Raw genomic sequence first — 17,318 nt, forward strand, 5'->3', positions numbered from 1 at the left:
CAGGATGAATTCCATGTTTGTTTCTAAAGAATCTATCGAAAATGACACAGCACGAATGGTGATCCAGCCCCTTACCCAGTTGCATGATCGCTTAAAGGAATTAAAAGAAATGAATCATGATATTTTGCAGGGGGTCGATGAGATCTATTTAATGGCGGTTACCTTAGGTGAGTTTCCAACTTCAACCCCATTAAGACGATATCCGAAAGGAGCTGCAGGGCCATTTTCAAATCCCGATTAAGGCATATTATATACTACTCAACAAGCGGTCAGATAACGAGGCCACAAAAAAATACTGAAGGTAGATTGTCGCAACGGCTAGGATTTAATATTACTCAACTTCCGGTTTATTGAGCAAATCTTCCAGTTAGCAAGCGAGTAAACAGACGAAAACATAACTTTACAGTGGGAGTGTGAAATATGAAAAAAATATTATTGGTTTGTATTATGATAATGTTGATGCTAGCATCGGCTTGTGGAAATGTTGAAATGACATCAAATCCAAATACTTCTAGTGAGCCTAAACCTGAAAAGGATGAGTCTATTATTCCAAAAAACACATCCGAATATTGTACTGTAGGACGTATAAATTTGGATACTAAAACTGAAAAATATTTCTATGGAACTTGGAAAGTTGAGAAGCTTTTAGGATTTGCAAATTCATATAATAATGCTTCTGAATATCAACAGGGCAAAAATTTATTGGAGATGAAATTATAATCAAAAAAGACTTTTTTTCATCAAAAGGACTTAAAAACTATAGTAATTATCAATATGAACTAAAAAATCCATTATATGAGATTACAGCGACATGCTATAACTTTGACTCTTTTTATAGATTATATAAAATAGATATCCCAGACTTAAATATAAATGATGTAGTAAAAGCAATAGATATAAGTGACCCTTCTACAAAACTTAGAATACCTGTAGGTTTAAGTTTTTTTGTTGTTAATAACAATAGGCTTATCTTGTTATCAGAGGCAGCTATTTTTGAGCTTAAAAAAATTACGGATTAAATGAATTAAGGTTATGTAATAAATTCTGTGCTAATAGAATAGAAAATATCCTTCGTTGAAAGCAAAGATATCCGTAAAAACGGAATCTCATTCATAAAATGCTTATAATAAGTTTATACCAGCTTGTGGAAGTAAGAGCTGAGCAGAATCCCAAGTATCTAGTATATAGATCGTTATTGTATAATGCCCTATTAAGAAATGCTTAATTAAGACAAAGCAGTGAAGGCAAATTGAATTTTCCATTAAACTAACGGGAAACGATAGCACGATCAAAATAAGAAAGCAGGCTATACGGCCTCCCGCAAGTGATGGTTCTGCTAACGGAATGAAAGAGTACAGCGATGGAATAGAACCATCGCTTTTTTCGTTCAACCTTGCCAGAAGAGGGAAAGAAGGTTTTTTGTTATATAGAATGAACAAAAGAGATGAATGTCATAGGCCCTATTGGGCCGTTATAATAGGATGTTCAATGCAAAACTTTAGTTCAATCTATATAGATACTTCTATCGTCATAAAGGTTTTTCTTGGCTTTCAGAAATGTCTCTGATGAAATTGGCTTCGCGAACATGAAAAGTGATTACTTTCATTTTTCGTGCCTTATTGACGCGTCAGATAAGATAGTATATCATTTTTAATAGTAATCATTACGATTAACGGGATTTCATCATCATATTTTCCACGTAAGGGAAAAGTATACATCATTTCAAATCGTAATTATTACTGTTTACAAGAAGGGGGAATATCTATGATCAACTGGAATAAATTCCAGCTTTTATGTTGTGGGTGCGATGGTTAGGGAGCAAAACAAACGAGACATACCCCAAATATGGAGTCATGAATCGCACGATAATAACAAAACGTTAAGCAATAATTTCAATTCAAAAAAGGGGACACCGTAAGATGAAAAAACGTTTAGGCTCCGCAGTGCTGTGCACAATGATCACTTTATGCCTGTTTTTCGTGAGCGCCTGCTCCAGCAGCTCGCCTCAATCGGGAGAAACACTTTCCAAGGACAATCCGGCTGCGTCCGGGAGTGCGGAGGCATCATCGCCTGCCACGTCGCAAGCCGAAAGCAACGGAGAACAAGTCGTCATCCGCCATACGATGCACGATCACGAATTTACTCCCGAGATGATCGCGGAGTTCGAGAAAGAACATCCGAATATTAAAATCGAAACCGTACCGGCCGATTACAACAAGTTGATGTCGATGATAACAGCGGGGAATGTTCCTGACATTATTCGCACCGATTTGTCTGAGCTGCCAGGCTATGTCAACAAAGGGATGGCGCTTGATTTAACCGATTATTTCAACAGCAGTGCGGTGCTTCAACCGGACGATTTTCTGCCCATCGTCAACCAGTATCGCTACGATCCCGTGAAAGGAAAGCAAGGGGAAGGGGAGCTATACGGATTCCCGATGGACGTGTCGCCCGACTTTACGATTTTTTACAACAAAAAGTTGTTTGAAGCTGCGGGAGTGCCGTTTCCCAGCAGCACGGAAGCGATGACGTGGAGCGAACTCGTGGAGTTGGCCAAAAAGCTGACGGTGAAAAGCGGAGACAAGGTGACACAATACGGTCTCACCTATTATAAAGGCAATATCGCGGCTAACCAGGATCTGCTCAACCTGCAGCTTCTGCAGATGGGAAGTAGCGCTTACAGCTCCGACTTCAAATCGGCGGAATATACAAAGCCGGAAGTGAAGAAACTGCTTCAGTTTTGGGCAGACACGACTAAATCTATGATCGGACCGAACCCGCTGCATCCGGCAACAGATTGGGTCGGCCAACTGTTCGTCGAAAACAAAGCAGCAATGATGATGATAGGGTACCGTGGCTCAGGCTTCCTGAAAGCCAATCCGTTGACAAAGGACCGTCTGGCGGACTTTGGCGTGGCTCCGGCGCCTGTGGCGGATGACGGAACCCGTATTTCGCCGACAGCCTTTGGGACTGGAGCGATGATCTACAGCCAAACGAAGCATCCGAAAGAAGCCTGGACGGTGTACGAATGGTTTCTCGGCGGCAAGCCGGAGGAGGAACAAGTCAAGGCGGGCCTCGCCCTGCCCGGGACGCGCAAACTGATGGAACTGCTGCCGAAAGAGACGGATTTTGACAAAATGAACGTTGAATTCATTCAGAACGAATTAAAGTACAACAACGGGACCATGCCGTTCAATCCTTATCTGACGTATCAGGCCGTGGACTCGGTGTTTGATAAGTACTTTACGCCGGTATATTACAATAAGGATACGGTTGACGGAGCTGCGAAAAAAATGACGGAAGAACTAAACGTCCTCATACACGAAGGCATTCAGTTACTTGGCTCCCGCTGATCGAAAATAACCCATGAACAGAAGGACTAAAGAAGCACTGGAGTTCTACCTATTTATCTCTCCCTGGTTTGTCGTGTTCATCCTGCTCGGTCTACTCCCGTTACTTTATGGATTATATTTGAGTTTTACGAATTTTGCAGGTTTTAACATGCATGCCGTCAAATGGATCGGACTTGAGAATTACATCAAAGTGTTCACCGACAACGATGCCATGTACGCGCTCGGGCGGACGATCCTGATTACGGTCCTGATCGTCCCGTCGAGTCTCGTCGTCGGATTTTTGCTGGCCGTGCTGCTGAACCAGAACATGAAGCCTATCGGCATGTATCGCGCTTTGTTTTTCATGCCGTCTATCATTCCGGTCGTGGCGACTGGAACGATGTGGCGTTCTTTGTTCGTGCAGGATGGTCTGGCCAACCAACTGCTGACCGGGTTGGGAATGAAGCCAATCGACTGGCTCGGCTACGATTATGCGATGCTATCCCTGTTGATTATGTTGCTCTGGGGGAGCGGCGGGGGCATTCTGATCAATTTAGCTGGATTGAAGGGCGTACCCAAGCATTTGTATGAAGCGGCTGCTATCGATGGCGCCTCGGCGACACAGCGTTTTACCAAAATTACGATTCCGCTCATGACGCCCGTTCTGTTTTTTCAATTTGTGATGCACGTCATCGGCTCGCTGCAAATTTTTGTTCAGCCGGTCCTGCTCGCGGCCAATTCGAACAGTCTGCTGTCTTTGCCGATTCGTCCCAATTATGTGTTCTCGGTGCACGCGTTTCAACAAATATTCGCCTTCAACCGATACGGGTACGGACTGGCGCTCCTTTGGGTCATGTTTAGCCTGATATTGCTGCTGACGATGGTTGTATTTGTCACAAGCAAGCTTTGGGTGTTTTACGAAGTTGGACAGGAGGGAAAATAAATTGGTACAAACCGGTTTCCGCTCCAGGGCTGTACGCACGGGACTATACGGCCTGCTCATCCTGCTGTCCATCCTGTTTGTAATGCCTCTTTATTGGCTTCTGACGAATTCGCTACAGTTGGCAGGTTCTTCGATGGTCTTTTGGCCGAAGGGGTTCCATTGGGAAAACTACGTTTTCGCAGTTACGATGATTGACTACTGGAAATATACTAGGAATTCTATCATCATTACGTCGATATCCGTCGTGATTCCCACCTTTACGAGTGCGCTTGTCGGTTTCGGCTTCGCTCGGCTCCGAGGTCCCGGCAAAAATGCACTGTTTATGCTGCTGCTATCAACAATGATGCTGCCGGAAATCGTGACGCAAATTCCAACGTATGTGATCTTCTTTCAAATCGGGTTCCTCAACACGTTTTGGCCCTGGTTGTTCTGGGCGATCGGCGGCAGCGCCGTCAGCATTTTTCTGTATCGCCAGTTTTTCTCCGGCATCCCCAAGGACTTGGAGGAGGCAGCGAGAATCGACGGCTGTTCGACGTTCCGCATCTTCTGGAACATCTTCCTGCCTATCTCTCTGCCCGTCATTGCAACGGTGTCCATCCTCTTGTTCAACAGGAGTTGGGGCAACGACTACGTGACGCCATTTATGTTTTTGCAGATGGATCGATACCCGCTGTCAACGGCGCTTTTCTCGATCGGCTACAAATGGCCTAGCGGACAAAATATCCCGATCATCCAAAGCGCCGGAATCGTTCTGTTCATCTTGCCGATCATCGTTGTGTTTTTTGTAGGTCAGCGATACTTGGTAGAAGGGATCGTATCTCCTAGCGTTAAAGGGTGAGACACAAAGATCAAAAAAGGAAAGGATGAACGGTTATGACTAACGATATCCTCGACGCAAGCATTTGGGAGGAGGCTTGGAGGACGGATCCGACCACATTCGCCAATCGGGTGAAGAAATCCGGCTTAGATCCCGCGCATGCATTCGACGATAAAGCGAAAATTTTTGACAAGCAGGCGTTCAGCGAAGAAGGCATTCGGAGACGAGAGCGGATTATCGGCTGGTTGGAGGATCAGGGGGTAGCATGGAAAGGTGCTTCCGTGCTCGATGTTGGCGCGGCCTCAGGTGGATTCTCCATTCCTTTTGCCGAGCGTGGTGCGGAGGTTACGGCTGTGGAACCTTGCGTTCCGCTCGCCGATTTGCTCCTGGAGAACGTAGGAAAGCTCGAATCCGGCAGCGTCAAACTGGAGCGTGAAAAGTTTGAAACGATCGACCTCGATACAGCGGGGTGGCGGGACGCTTTCGATCTCGTATTCGCCTCCATGTGTCCAACTGTATCGGACTGGCAAAGTGTAGAGAGCCTGATCAGCTGCGCACGACAATACTGTTATATCAGCACGACTGCAGGCGGGCGGGAACACGGCTTATTGGATGAGATTTGGCCACTGATTACGGACCGTCAGCGCGAATCCGATCATTCTGAAATGGTTTACCTGCTTCAGCTGCTTTATCTCAAAGGCTACTCCTATGCTTCGCTGATTACCCGAGAAATGAAAACGACCGAGTTATCGATCGATGCGGCAATCGAAGAAGTGATGGTCTTGCTGCGCCTGCAGCAGATTCCGGCGGATGAGCAGACTCGTCGGACGGTTACTGAATATATGCAGCGCACCTATCCGGACAATAAGGTTGTGTTCCAACAAGGAGGACGCTTCGGTAAGGTTCTCGTTCAAATACGAGATCGTCATATGTACAGTAGGGATATCCGGAAGACCTGACGTCTTGCAGACCAATCTTTAACCAAAAAATAAGAGGAAAAAATCTCCATGATGCATCGTGGAGATTCTTTTTTATTATGGCTTTAGCCAGTTGAGTGCGTGAAACGCGCGAAACAAAAAACCACCCGCTATGCGGGTGGAGGGATCGAGGGTTTCACCACTAAGACCATTCCCATAAAATTGAGATATTCAAGCTCAAAAGAAAGGAAGGGTCTTAGATGGCAAACAAGAGCTACAGTCTAGCTTACACAAAGTGGATGTGCAAATGCCACATTGTATTCACCCCGAAGTATAGACGGAAAGAAATCTATAATCAAGTGAGAAAAGATTCAATCGAAATCTTCAGATGTTTATGTAAGAGCAAAAACAAATGGCGGCCCTGTGGCCGCCAGACTTCGTTACGCTTATGCTCGCCTTTCCTTAACAGAAGTCACAAATAACTTATCAATCTCACAGAGTGCTTATTAAACTTTTCAAACGCGCAGCCGTATCTGTTGAAGCTGTATAAATCATAATCTTCAAGTCGGGATTTTTTGACGGTTGGAGGATCACATGTTCAAACTCCATCTCTCCGATATGAGGATCGTAACTTCTTTTGTAGCGATCCGTAACGGCCTGAACGTCATGTAACGGCCATAACTCACAAAACAGCTGACTGGTCTTCATTAATTCCTCAATGAGCTCATTAAACCTCGGATCATCGTGTAAATATGCATAATCTGCACGAAACTGTGCGATCACAACTTGTGCTCTGTACTTGTCCGACCCTAGCAAGCCGCCCGTTAAAAGATGTTTCAACCAATTGGTTCTCTGCTGCATATGATTTGAAAATGGCGGTAATAGGAAAACGAATGCAGCCGCCCTGTTCCATATCAACAAATCCCAATATCTATTGAGAATAAAAGCTGGATTAGGTTCAAGAGCTCTTATTGTCTGTTCCAAACCCATATTAATTTGCTCATTATCTGCTCTTTCCTGTTGTGCCGGCTTTGCAAGAAGATGGAGGTGTTCACGTTCATCCTCCGTCAATTGCAACGCGTTTGCTATGTTATTGAGTACATCCTCTGATGGATTGACACATCGACCTTGTTCCAATGAGGTATACCATGAAGTTCCAATATGGGCAAGTTGGGCTACTTCTTCCCTTCGAAGCCCCGACGTCCGTCGTCGTCCATAAGATGCTAACCCTACATCTTCTGGAGAAAGGCGTTCGCGACGAGAACGTAAGAAATCACCTAGTAACTTTTTAGAGGGAACCTCCTTCATCATACTCCTCCTTATCCTGACACTCCCAATCATACGATAAACACAGGAAGGCAGCTAGTCGAGCCTTCTATTAAGCTAAACCTAAGACATTCAAAAGCTGAGGAGGATTTAAAAATGAACATTTTTGTAACAGGAGCTACAGGTAAAGTAGGAAGCCGTTTTGTCCCCCGTATGCTGCAGCGCGGACACCAAGTTAAACTATTAGTAAGGAACGCCGCAAAAGCGGATTGGCTTTATCAGCAAGGGGCCGAGCTTTTAGAAGGCGATCTTTTGCAGCCGGAAAGCTATGTTGACGATCTCCAGGGCACTGATGTTGTGATTCATTTGGCTGCACAGTTCCGGGGGGTAGACGAGAATACTACTAGAACAGCAAACTTCGATGGCAGTATAGCCTTAGCTCATGCGGCGTTGAAGGCGGATGTGCCAAGATTTGTTTTTACCAGTACCAATAACGTCTATGGTTCGGTCAATCGCTTGAGACCAAACCGCGAAGACGACGAGCTTAGACCCGTTCATCCTTATCCTCAAAGTAAAGTTGAGGCCGAAGAGGCGCTGCTGCAGCTTCATCGTGAACAGGGATTGGGAGTGCGCATCGTTCGGCTGCCTTTTGTTTATGGCGAATGCGATCCCCACATTACGGAAAGTCTGCCGTACTTCCGTAGTTGGAATCCAGCCAAAAGAATCCACATGATACACCACGCGGACGTAAGTCAAGCCCTGATGCTCGCAGCCATTATACCGGGTTTTGATGGCCGAATCTATAATGTTGGCGACGATGCACCGATCTCGATTGCGGAGCTTTTTCAACTTCATAACAGCGAGATACCGTCAGAAGCACTGCAAAAGGATTATGATCCGTGGGACATGGTCGTCGATACAACGCGAATAAGAGACGAACTAAACTATCGACCGATTTATCCTTCGTTCTACTCAGCAAGAGATGCAGGTGCGTTGTAATAAATTTATGGTAACCGTAATTAGAACAGCAGCGACATTCCATGACATTTGTCCAAGAATGTCGATATTTATTTATCCTCATAAACCGCTCGGCATGGAAGGACGACTTGTGAATATGCAATGCCATCGCTCTAATATTTTATTTGGTTCTGACAACCTCAACACCATATCCTACAGGGGAACCCAACATGAGCTACTCCCATCTTAGCACAATTGATCGAGGACAACTAGAAGCGCTGCATCGATTGGGCTGGTCATGCCGCAAGATCGGGCGTGAGCTAGGTCGACATCCTTCTACCACCGCACGAGAACCGAAACGCGGCGGCAGCAAGCAGGGCGAGGTTTATGCGGCTAGCTTTGCCACAGGCATATCACGAGCGGAGAACTTCGAGCTTGCCTGTCGGCAAGTATACCGCAGCTCTTGCAGAAGAGCTCAATCGGAAGCTACAGGGGATATGGTCGCCTGAGCAGATCGCCGAGAAGCACCGAGCCGAAGGAAAGCCGTTCGTGTGCTTCAAAACGATCTACAGATGGCTCTACGAAGGCCGTCTCGCAGCCGGAGAGGTCAAGGTGCACGACATAAGGGATCCGTATGTTGATACACTAAAAGTGTTCAGAGAAAATAAAGTGTTAGACTATGAAAATAATGTTGTAAACTGACTAAGCTTCGTTAAGCTAAAGTTGTATTCGGTCGGGCTGTGCACATTAGCAATCCAAGAGAAACCGGGCATGCTGTTGGATGATAAAATGTTCATAAAGGAGGCTCCATATGGAACGTGTAATCCTGATGATGAATGTGCGAGAAAACTAGGGAGGAGAATCAGTCGCATGGCAAAGATCGTTTTCGCATTGAACCAGTCTCTGGACGGATTCGTCGACCACGACCACCCGGCATTTCAGCCCGACCCCTTACTATTCCGCCATTTCATCGACGATGTGAGCGGCCTGTCGGGCATCCTGTACGGGCGCCGCATGTACGAGAACATGCGGGTTTGGGACGGATTTGAATGGGGAGCGCCGGAACGGGAATTCGCAGCGGCGTGGCAAAGCAAACCGAAGTGGGTGGTGTCGAAGACGTTAAAATCCGTCGGTCCGAACGCTTCTCTGATCGAGGGTGACCTCGCAGCGGCCATAAGTGGGCTGAAGGCTCAGCATGAAGGGGTGATTGAAGTTGCCGGGCCGGAGTTGGCCCACAGTCTAACGGAGCTCGGTCTCGTTGATGAGTATCGACTCTATCTCCATCCAGTCGTGCTGGGTCACGGCAAGCCGTTCTTCGCCGGTCCGCGGCCGCCGCTGCGCCTCGTGGCAAGCGATCGAATTGGCGAGAATGTGATCAGGTTGACCTACGTTCCAGCTTAGTTGTGCGGTTGACCCAGCGACCTAAAGGGGCGATAGTTCAATAAAACGGCGGCGGTCTATGACTTTATTTTTTCATTCTTGGCTGCCGCGGTTTGGGAGAGTGTGACACAAATCTCTCATTATAATCGGCGGAATAATACAAACCTAACCTCGTGAATGTAAATTGGATCAAATAATAAATGATATCAATTCTTACGCACAGAAACGAGGGAAGAAAAAAATTGTTGGGGGACAAGAACATAGTCCCATTGAAGTCGCTATTTCAGCGGCTTTTTTATTTTATCGGTACAAGTTCTTGTCCCGAGCCAAGGACAAGAACTTGTACCGATTGCCGAAAAGGACAAAAACATGAGCCGATTACCGATTAGATAAATATCTAACTATGTTTCCATGCAATCTCATTAAGCTAACGGGCAGATTAATTGAAGATCAAAACACGGAGTATCCATAAGTAACGGCAAGTTATTTTCGGGAATCGTCTATGTGCTCATCCATCCGTAGCTTACGAGCAGAGCTCCTGAAGATGGCGGGTGACGATCTGCTCAACGGTCTGCGGTGTGTATAGCTCCGGGCGGAGCAATGCGAGTATCGTCAAGCCTTCGACAATCGAGGCCAATCTTAATGTTTCGAGTTGAATGTCCACCGAAGAGGGGAGAAGCTTCGCCTTAGCTAGAATTTCAAGGACAGCTTTAGTCAGGTAGTGGAGTCCGTCCGTGAGCTCGTCTTTTTTAGCTTGTAATGCCAAACTCGTGAGAGATCGGATGGCGAAGATCCACCAGACGCCGACGGCAGTTCGTTTTTCCGCATCCAAAGGAAGCAGTTGTAACAGAATTTCCCTCGCAGCCTTCATCGGAATAGGGCTTATTTCCAGGCGCTCTTCTGCTCTGGCAACTCCTCTTGTCAAATAATAGTCTACGATAAATAGCAATAGTTCGTCCTGTGTTGAAAAATAATGCCGCAATGCGCCGGGTGACAACCCTGCCGCAGCTGCAACGGCACGGATTGACGCATGTTCAACCCCTTTTTCTTCAATGATATTCCATGCTGATTCGGCGATTAGTTTTCTCTTTTGTTCGTGGTCCACGACTTTCGGCAACGGTAAACGCCCCCTTGTCTTATTTAGCACACTGCATTAAAATAATTAATACAGTGTGTTATTTAGAATTTATTCAGTTATATCGCGTTGCAGTTATCACGTCAATAGTACTGGGCTTTGACTTGATTGACGGGAGGGGATTCCATGCAAGAACAAATCGATGGAGTTTTTCGTTTTCGTTCCACCTGTAATAGTTGCAGAAGAGAGTTTTATGTCATTGAGGGGACTCAAGCTTACGACCGTGTGAAACGAAATTTCAAAGGAATGCACTGCTGCGAAGATTGCAAAAACAGGATCGAACTTGAAGCCCGACTGCTGCTAGGAAGACGACTGTTGACCGGCAGAGATTAGGTTTCAAGACAGAAGGGGCCATCCTGAAAAGCTGAAAAGGGATGGCCTAATGTGATGTCGGGGGACAAGATCATGGTCCCATTGAAAGTTGCTATAATAGCGGCTTTTTTGTTTTATCGGTACAAGTTCTTGTCGACGACTCGGGACAAGAACTTGTACCGATTACCGAAAAGGACAAGAAGATGAGCCGATTACCGATTAGATACATATCTAATTACAATTCCATAGAACTTGATAACATTCCCGATTGATGACAAGAACATTGTTACTTTCCCGGTATGATTTCATCGACGGCAGCAGACATCATTTTATTAAGCTAATGGGCAGTTTACGCAAATGAATACTATTTTTTGTATTTGGAAATATTGATGCCGTAGGTAAGAAAGCTAAGGAGGGATTCATTTGAGATTTATACTTAGCGCGGTTATCATTGCCATGGTGACTTATATACACGGAATTGGAGATGAGCCAAAGCAAGTGCTCACCGCCGATCATAAATCGTCTCGAAACATGGCATAAATCATATCATTGTGCCAGGGCATAATGCTTGGTCCCATAATATGCATAGGGTGGAACATTGTCATGATTTTGTTTGATGTATTTTCATGGGATTGGATAAACGGTCAACAAGCCACCATTCTAAAGAAAGTATTAGAATTTCGAAGTGAGGGTAAGGGCTAAAAATGGATTGAACTTGGTAGTAAAGAGTGTTACTCTAAAAGTCTGTGTTCGACAATACATTTAATAATAGTCACCATCTTAGTTATAAAGAAAGGCACTACTATGATAAAAGTTGATAACTTATACTTCTCATTTCCACAAAAAGAACTATATAAAGACATTTCCTTTACGTTAGAAGAGTCACAGCATTGCGCTTTTATTGGAACAAGTGGCAGTGGTAAAAGTACACTGATCGATATACTGATGGATCCAGAAAGATATTTGTTCGAAGGCAAGTTAGAGATAGATCCAACCTGTAAAATTGGGTATGTAAGTCAGTTCTCCCAACTAGACAGAACTAAAGAATCAACTGTTTTTGAATATATCGGAGAAGATTTTATTAAGCTACAAAATGAAATAACATCTATTTGTAATGAAATGGAAACATCATCGGATATTGAGCCGTTACTCGAAAAGTATCAATTCGCTTTAGACGCATTTGATGCAATGGGCGGAGATTATTTTGAGAGTAACATTAATAAGAAGCTAAATCTTGCAAACCTCTTGAAGCTAAAAGATGTTAGGGTATCCGACCTGAGCGGCGGGGAATTCAAACTTATTCAAGTAATGAAGGAAATGCTTAATAGTCCAGACTTAATGATCATGGACGAACCGGATGTTTTTTTAGATTTTGAGAACCTAAATGCGCTTAAAAAACTTATTAATACTCACAAAGGTATACTGCTAGTTGTTACGCACAATCGATATCTATTGAATCATTGTTTCAACAAAATTATTCACCTTGAAAACACAGAGATCCAAGAGTTTGATGGGCGATATATTGAGTATAATTTCTCATTACTTCAGACAAAAATTGAGTTGCAAGAAATCGCAGTCGCCGAAGCTGAAGAAATTGAGAGATACGATAACATTATTGATAATCTTAGAGCTATCGCAACTATTAATTCAGAAGCATCTAGAGGTAGAGCGTTAAAAGCTAGAGTTAGATTTCAAGAGAGATTGGAAGCGCGTAGAATTAAGGCACCATTTGTTGATATTAAGCAACCGAATATCAGTTTCGTTATTGAGAATGAAATTGAAGACAGCATTGTTGTAAAAGTCAATAATTATAGTGTTGCCTTTGATGAACTGCTTTTAGAGAATGTTAGCTTTGAGATAAAATCTACGGATAAAGTAGCCATTATTGGTCCAAACGGTACAGGGAAAACGACTTTACTCCGAGATATCTTTAACAATAATCATGATTCCATTGAAATAAATGATGATATTAAAATGGCTTATTTATCTCAGAATCAAGGCGAAATGCTAAAGGATTCTAATACATTACTAGAAGAATTCATCGATGCTGGGTTTAAAACTTATGATGAAGTTAGATCGTATATTTCAAACTATGGATTTGAAGGCGAAATCGTTAATCAAAAGATTGAATCACTATCTGGTGGAGAAAAAAACATACTTCAATTGGCTAAAGTTTCTGCTAGTAATGCAAACGTATTGCTTCTTGATGAACCGACAAGCCATTTAGATACATATACACAAATTGCACTGGAAAAAGCCATTGAAGACTATAAAGGTGCAATTCTCATGATATCTCATGATTTCTATTCTGTTGTAAATGGTATGGATTATGTATTAATCATTGACAATAAGACGATTAGAAAAATGACTATGAAAAAATTTAAACAGATGATTTATGCTAGTCACTTTGATAAAGACTATTTAGAAGCGGAACAAAACAAAAAAGCAGTTGAAATGAAAATAGAATTGGCTTTAAAAGATACTAATTTTGAATTTGCAAAAGTACTGGTTGATGAGCTAGAAAAGCTAATTAAGTTGCTTTAAATTACAACTCTCTGATTGAAATGATTACAAGAAAGTGAAGTCAGTTACAGCGAATAGGGCTAAAGTGAATTAGTCTGAGTTCAACGATGAAACATGATGCTGGTGAAAAAAAACCACTAAAAAAGACACTGATGAATAGAATATCAGTGTCTTTTTACTACATTGATTTCTTGTAGCTCTTGCTTTAGGGAGGGAGAGAGATCATACATGAAGGAAGACAACCACAAAAGGTGATGTCCTATTAAACGTCACATGTCGAAGGACAGAAACATTGTCCCATTGAAAGTCGCTATTTTAGCGGTTTTTTTGTTTTATCGGTACAAATTCTTGTCCCGAGCCAAGGACAAGAATTTGTACCGATTGCCGTAAAGGACAAGAACATGGTCCGATTACCGATTAGATAAGTATCTAATTATGTTTCCATGCAATTTCATTAAGCTAACGGGCAGGGGCAGGTTAATGCAACTGAAGGAATTCCGGGAAATATGGGGAATTCTATTTTTACCCCCTATGGGAGATATCAGTAAAGTGAGGGAGATACAATGAGTCAAACCGCAAATAAATTTGAAAAAGAAATAACTAAAAGAGTGCGGATGAAATACCTCTTACATTTGCCAGATCAACATGAAAAAGAATCCTCAAATAAGTGGCCTTTAATCTTGTTTCTTCACGGGGCAGGTGAACGTGGAGATGATCTGGAGTTGGTAAAAGCACATGGAATTCCTATGATAGCAGAACGCGATCCTTCTTTTCCATTCATTACGATTTCCCCTCAATGCCCGGAGGATTCTTTTTGGAATGCTGAACAAGACGGATTGATGGCATTAGTAGATGAGATCATTGCAAACTATAACGTTGATCCAGATCGGATATACTTGACGGGGCTAAGCATGGGTGGTTATGGGACGTGGCACTTAGCAGCAGAATATCCAGGAAGGTTCGCAGCTATCGCTCCGATATGTGGTGGAGGTAACCCCAACCGGGTACATGAACTAGTAGGAACACCCATCTGGGCATTCCATGGCGCGAAGGATGATATAGTGTCCATTTCTGAATCAGAAAAAATGGTAGACGCACTTCGCGAAAACGGTGGAAATGTCTCTTTCACAATTTATCCTGAGACGAATCACAACTCCTGGACAGAAACATACGATAATCCGGAATTATATAGCTGGTTTTTAGGTCATTCTTTAATGGTAAGGAAATGAAGTTGTTTTACATTAAGTTAAAATATCATGGAGCAGTTCGCCTGTTGGCAGCTGCTCCTTTTTTTTAGCTAACGGAAGATATAGAAAAAACAGAAAATGATTGAATTACAAACTACCAAAATCCTATTGTGATTTGGTATCACAGTTTAGCAATGGTTCATTTCTGTACATGATTCAAGAAGTTAGTGCAGTAGGAGATAGAAACAAGAAAAACTTATCGAATCAGAGACTTTCTTTACAAAGAATGACGAGCGTTGAGACTCATAAAATGATTAATATTAGAGAGGGTGGATCAGTGGAAATAGGGCCATTTAATCCCGTTTTCTCTAGATCGTAAAGGAAATGCCTGGTGTTTTATTGCGAACCAGATGAAGAATGAAGAATACAAAGTTGCTTATTTCGATAGTCGCAACCCCAAATTGTATGGAATCATGGATAATTTCAATCAGTGGAAAGGTTTTGATAAACAATAGAGAGGAATTTATTAGAACCTTGTATGACTATAATGTGATTTCTATGGAATAAGGTTGGAATAAATACTAATTACGACGAGATTTTTCATAACACCTCACGTTCAATCAAACGTTGGAAATTGAGTGCGTCTCTAGGAGAAGGGATGAACGAATGTCCGAGGACAAGAACATGGTCCCTTTGAAAGCCGCTATTTGCGGATTTTTTCATTTTATCGGTACAAGTTCTTGTCACGAGTCAAGGACAAGAACATCGTCGGATTATTGATTAGGATAAGCACTTAACTACATCTCACTGCTCTAGATCATCAACTAACGAGAAGGATTACTCAATAACATTATAGAATTCCTTATATGGGATTATATGTTATAAACGATTATTTACTATGGAGAGGAGAGTTACAGCAATGAGGCGATTAATTTTAGCATTGATGAGCGTTGTATCGATATTACTTACTGCTTGTTCTAGTCAACCAGTTGATCTAACGAATAAACTAGAGAAATATGCTGTACCCGTTAATCAATTGACAGTACCCGATGGTGTCCAAATTATTGGTTTAGGCGAAGCAACTCATAACAACGGTGAGTTTCAGTCTGTACGGCTTGATGTATTTAAGGTGCTTGTTGAAAAGTATGGGGTTCGAACATTCGTATTAGAAGAGGATTTTGCTAATTCAGAATTAATGAATCGGTATCTATCAGGCGAGGAAATCGAATTGCAAGAAGCATGGGAAAAATGGTTTCCCTTCTACCATACACAAGAAATGGCTGAATTATTTGAGTGGATGCGAGAATATAACCGTTCTGCATCTAGTGAAGAACAGCTTCAATATTGGGGCATGGATGTTCAGCGATCAGAACTGATGCTACCCGCACTTGATAATTATTTAAAAGAGGTGGATCGTGAGCTCTCTAAAGAGCTTAACCGTATACAGGTCGGTAGTACTGATCTGTGGGAAATATCGAATCTATTACTCGGCGATATCTTTACCCCAATTAGTGAGCGTGCATGGACTAAAAGTGATTATAAACAACTGCAACGACAATGGAGTCCACTGGTCCAAAAGGAGGTTCAGCTAATTGAACAATTGATACACCGGATGGATATGAATGCTGATCTTCTTATCGCCAAATCAGATGAACAAATGTATGAGGTTGCAATGCAGAATATCCAGTCCATTTATGTTACCTACTCAGTAATCAATGATTCTTTGCTTCGAGATTTTAGCGAGGGGAATGGGTATCTTCACTTTGTTTCCTCTTCAAACCATCGTGATAAAGCCATGAAGGAAAAGGTAGACTGGATTTTAAACCAGTCGAATGGACCCGTTCTAATTGCAGGTCATAATGGTCATATCTCGAAAAAGAATAGTGCTGCCGCTGACAATTTTGTTAATGCAGCAAAAGATGAAAATATTAATGTAGCTAGCAAAATGCTTAAACTTACATATATAGGTGAGCTTCTGGAGGAAAGTTATGGCGATGCTTATTATGCTATCGGAACAACCTTTAATGAGGGCGTATTAGCAGCAGACTCAAAGATTATGACGGATCCAAATCCGCCTACCTTCACTATTCATAGTGATAATATATTACTAAATTCTTTGAAGCAATTGTCGGCGGATCGTTATTTCTTGGATTTTGATCGTGCGAAGCAAGATGAGCAGTTAAACCGGCTAATCTCCAAGGATGAGTTAAAGATGCCATATGTAGGTAGCCTAAACGGTGTTGATTTGAATGATCCTAATCATCGTAAGATAGACAACTACTATTCAGGCATGATTATAGATGATTCATTTGATGCATTAATTCATTTTCGCAAGGTAGACGTATTCACACCTTATGGAAGGTGATTAATGGAAAGGGGGGTGGAAGAAGCTTTGCGTGAACTTGGCATCGCGATAACACAAGACGGAATTTCTATCTCTCGCAAGGGAGAGGCGGAAATAGGTATTCCGTTCATTTTTGGCAACTTTTTCATGGAATAGGACGTCTAAATGAATAGGTCTGGAACAAATTAGGACTGATGAGGGGGAG

General features: G+C 42.9%; 15 protein-coding genes and 1 pseudogene. 14 read left to right on the top strand and 2 right to left on the bottom strand.

Going from position 1 to position 17,318, the window contains the following annotated elements; all coding sequences use genetic code 11:
* The first annotated feature begins 13 nt into the window (after nt 1-13).
* The 7 genes and pseudogenes from WDY75_RS16255 to WDY75_RS16285 all read left to right on the top strand — a co-directional run.
* Nucleotides 14-241 carry a hypothetical protein gene (locus tag WDY75_RS16255; protein ID WP_063479559.1) on the top strand — a complete coding sequence of 76 codons (228 nt, stop codon included), beginning with the start codon at nt 14-16 and terminating at the stop codon, nt 239-241.
* A gap of 179 nt (nt 242-420) precedes the next feature.
* Complete coding sequence (locus WDY75_RS16260; protein WP_231888074.1) at nt 421-720, top strand: hypothetical protein; 300 nt, start codon at nt 421-423, stop codon at nt 718-720.
* Between the two features lie 1,199 nt (nt 721-1,919).
* Complete coding sequence (locus WDY75_RS16265; RefSeq protein WP_063479558.1) at nt 1,920-3,353, top strand: ABC transporter substrate-binding protein; 1,434 nt, start codon at nt 1,920-1,922, stop codon at nt 3,351-3,353.
* A gap of 148 nt (nt 3,354-3,501) precedes the next feature.
* On the top strand, nt 3,502-4,275 hold the full coding sequence (locus WDY75_RS16270; protein WP_338840054.1) for a carbohydrate ABC transporter permease: 774 nt from the start codon (nt 3,502-3,504) through the stop codon (nt 4,273-4,275).
* Nucleotide 4,276: 1 nt separating this feature from the next.
* On the top strand, nt 4,277-5,113 hold the full coding sequence (locus WDY75_RS16275; protein ID WP_006210643.1) for a carbohydrate ABC transporter permease: 837 nt from the start codon (nt 4,277-4,279) through the stop codon (nt 5,111-5,113).
* A 35-nt stretch (nt 5,114-5,148) separates the two neighbouring features.
* Complete coding sequence (locus WDY75_RS16280) at nt 5,149-6,051, top strand: class I SAM-dependent methyltransferase (RefSeq protein WP_063479556.1); 903 nt, start codon at nt 5,149-5,151, stop codon at nt 6,049-6,051.
* Nucleotides 6,052-6,269: 218 nt separating this feature from the next.
* Nucleotides 6,270-6,419 (top strand): annotated as a pseudogene (locus WDY75_RS16285) (transposase); the annotation flags it as partial.
* Between the two features lie 82 nt (nt 6,420-6,501).
* On the opposite strand, the gene WDY75_RS16290 reads toward WDY75_RS16285, so the two are convergent.
* A complete protein-coding gene (locus WDY75_RS16290; protein WP_231888073.1) occupies nt 6,502-7,320 on the bottom strand; it encodes a helix-turn-helix transcriptional regulator in 819 nt (272 codons plus the stop codon).
* A gap of 111 nt (nt 7,321-7,431) precedes the next feature.
* Between WDY75_RS16290 and WDY75_RS16295 the strand changes: the two genes are divergently transcribed.
* From WDY75_RS16295 to WDY75_RS16305, 3 genes are all read left to right on the top strand, one after another.
* Complete coding sequence (locus WDY75_RS16295) at nt 7,432-8,274, top strand: NAD-dependent epimerase/dehydratase family protein (protein WP_006210640.1); 843 nt, start codon at nt 7,432-7,434, stop codon at nt 8,272-8,274.
* 188 nt (nt 8,275-8,462) lie between these two features.
* The gene (locus WDY75_RS16300; RefSeq protein WP_082834354.1) at nt 8,463-8,741 is read left to right on the top strand and encodes a helix-turn-helix domain-containing protein; all 279 of its coding nucleotides are present in this window, start codon (nt 8,463-8,465) and stop codon (nt 8,739-8,741) included.
* A gap of 361 nt (nt 8,742-9,102) precedes the next feature.
* Complete coding sequence (locus WDY75_RS16305) at nt 9,103-9,633, top strand: dihydrofolate reductase family protein (RefSeq protein ID WP_063479553.1); 531 nt, start codon at nt 9,103-9,105, stop codon at nt 9,631-9,633.
* Nucleotides 9,634-10,135: 502 nt separating this feature from the next.
* On the opposite strand, the gene WDY75_RS16310 is transcribed toward WDY75_RS16305, so the two are convergent.
* Nucleotides 10,136-10,729, bottom strand: a complete 594-nt coding sequence (locus tag WDY75_RS16310; RefSeq protein ID WP_063479552.1) for a TetR/AcrR family transcriptional regulator — start codon at nt 10,727-10,729, stop codon at nt 10,136-10,138.
* Between the two features lie 144 nt (nt 10,730-10,873).
* Between WDY75_RS16310 and WDY75_RS16315 the strand changes: the two genes are divergently transcribed.
* The 4 genes from WDY75_RS16315 (at nt 10,874) to WDY75_RS16330 (ending at nt 17,134) form a co-directional block, all read left to right on the top strand.
* Complete coding sequence (locus WDY75_RS16315) at nt 10,874-11,080, top strand: hypothetical protein (RefSeq protein ID WP_006210637.1); 207 nt, start codon at nt 10,874-10,876, stop codon at nt 11,078-11,080.
* Between the two features lie 783 nt (nt 11,081-11,863).
* Entirely contained in the window at nt 11,864-13,603 is a 1,740-nt protein-coding gene (locus WDY75_RS16320; RefSeq protein WP_063479551.1) for an ABC-F family ATP-binding cassette domain-containing protein, read from the top strand.
* Between the two features lie 542 nt (nt 13,604-14,145).
* Nucleotides 14,146-14,811 (top strand): prolyl oligopeptidase family serine peptidase, encoded by a 666-nt coding sequence (locus WDY75_RS16325; RefSeq protein ID WP_006210636.1) that lies wholly within the window; start codon nt 14,146-14,148, stop codon nt 14,809-14,811.
* A gap of 877 nt (nt 14,812-15,688) precedes the next feature.
* Complete coding sequence (locus tag WDY75_RS16330) at nt 15,689-17,134, top strand: erythromycin esterase family protein (RefSeq protein ID WP_063479550.1); 1,446 nt, start codon at nt 15,689-15,691, stop codon at nt 17,132-17,134.
* Nucleotides 17,135-17,318: the final 184 nt, after the last annotated feature.

Source organism: Paenibacillus glucanolyticus (assembly GCF_037333485.1).
Lineage (GTDB): Bacteria > Bacillota > Bacilli > Paenibacillales > Paenibacillaceae > Paenibacillus_AQ > Paenibacillus_AQ glucanolyticus.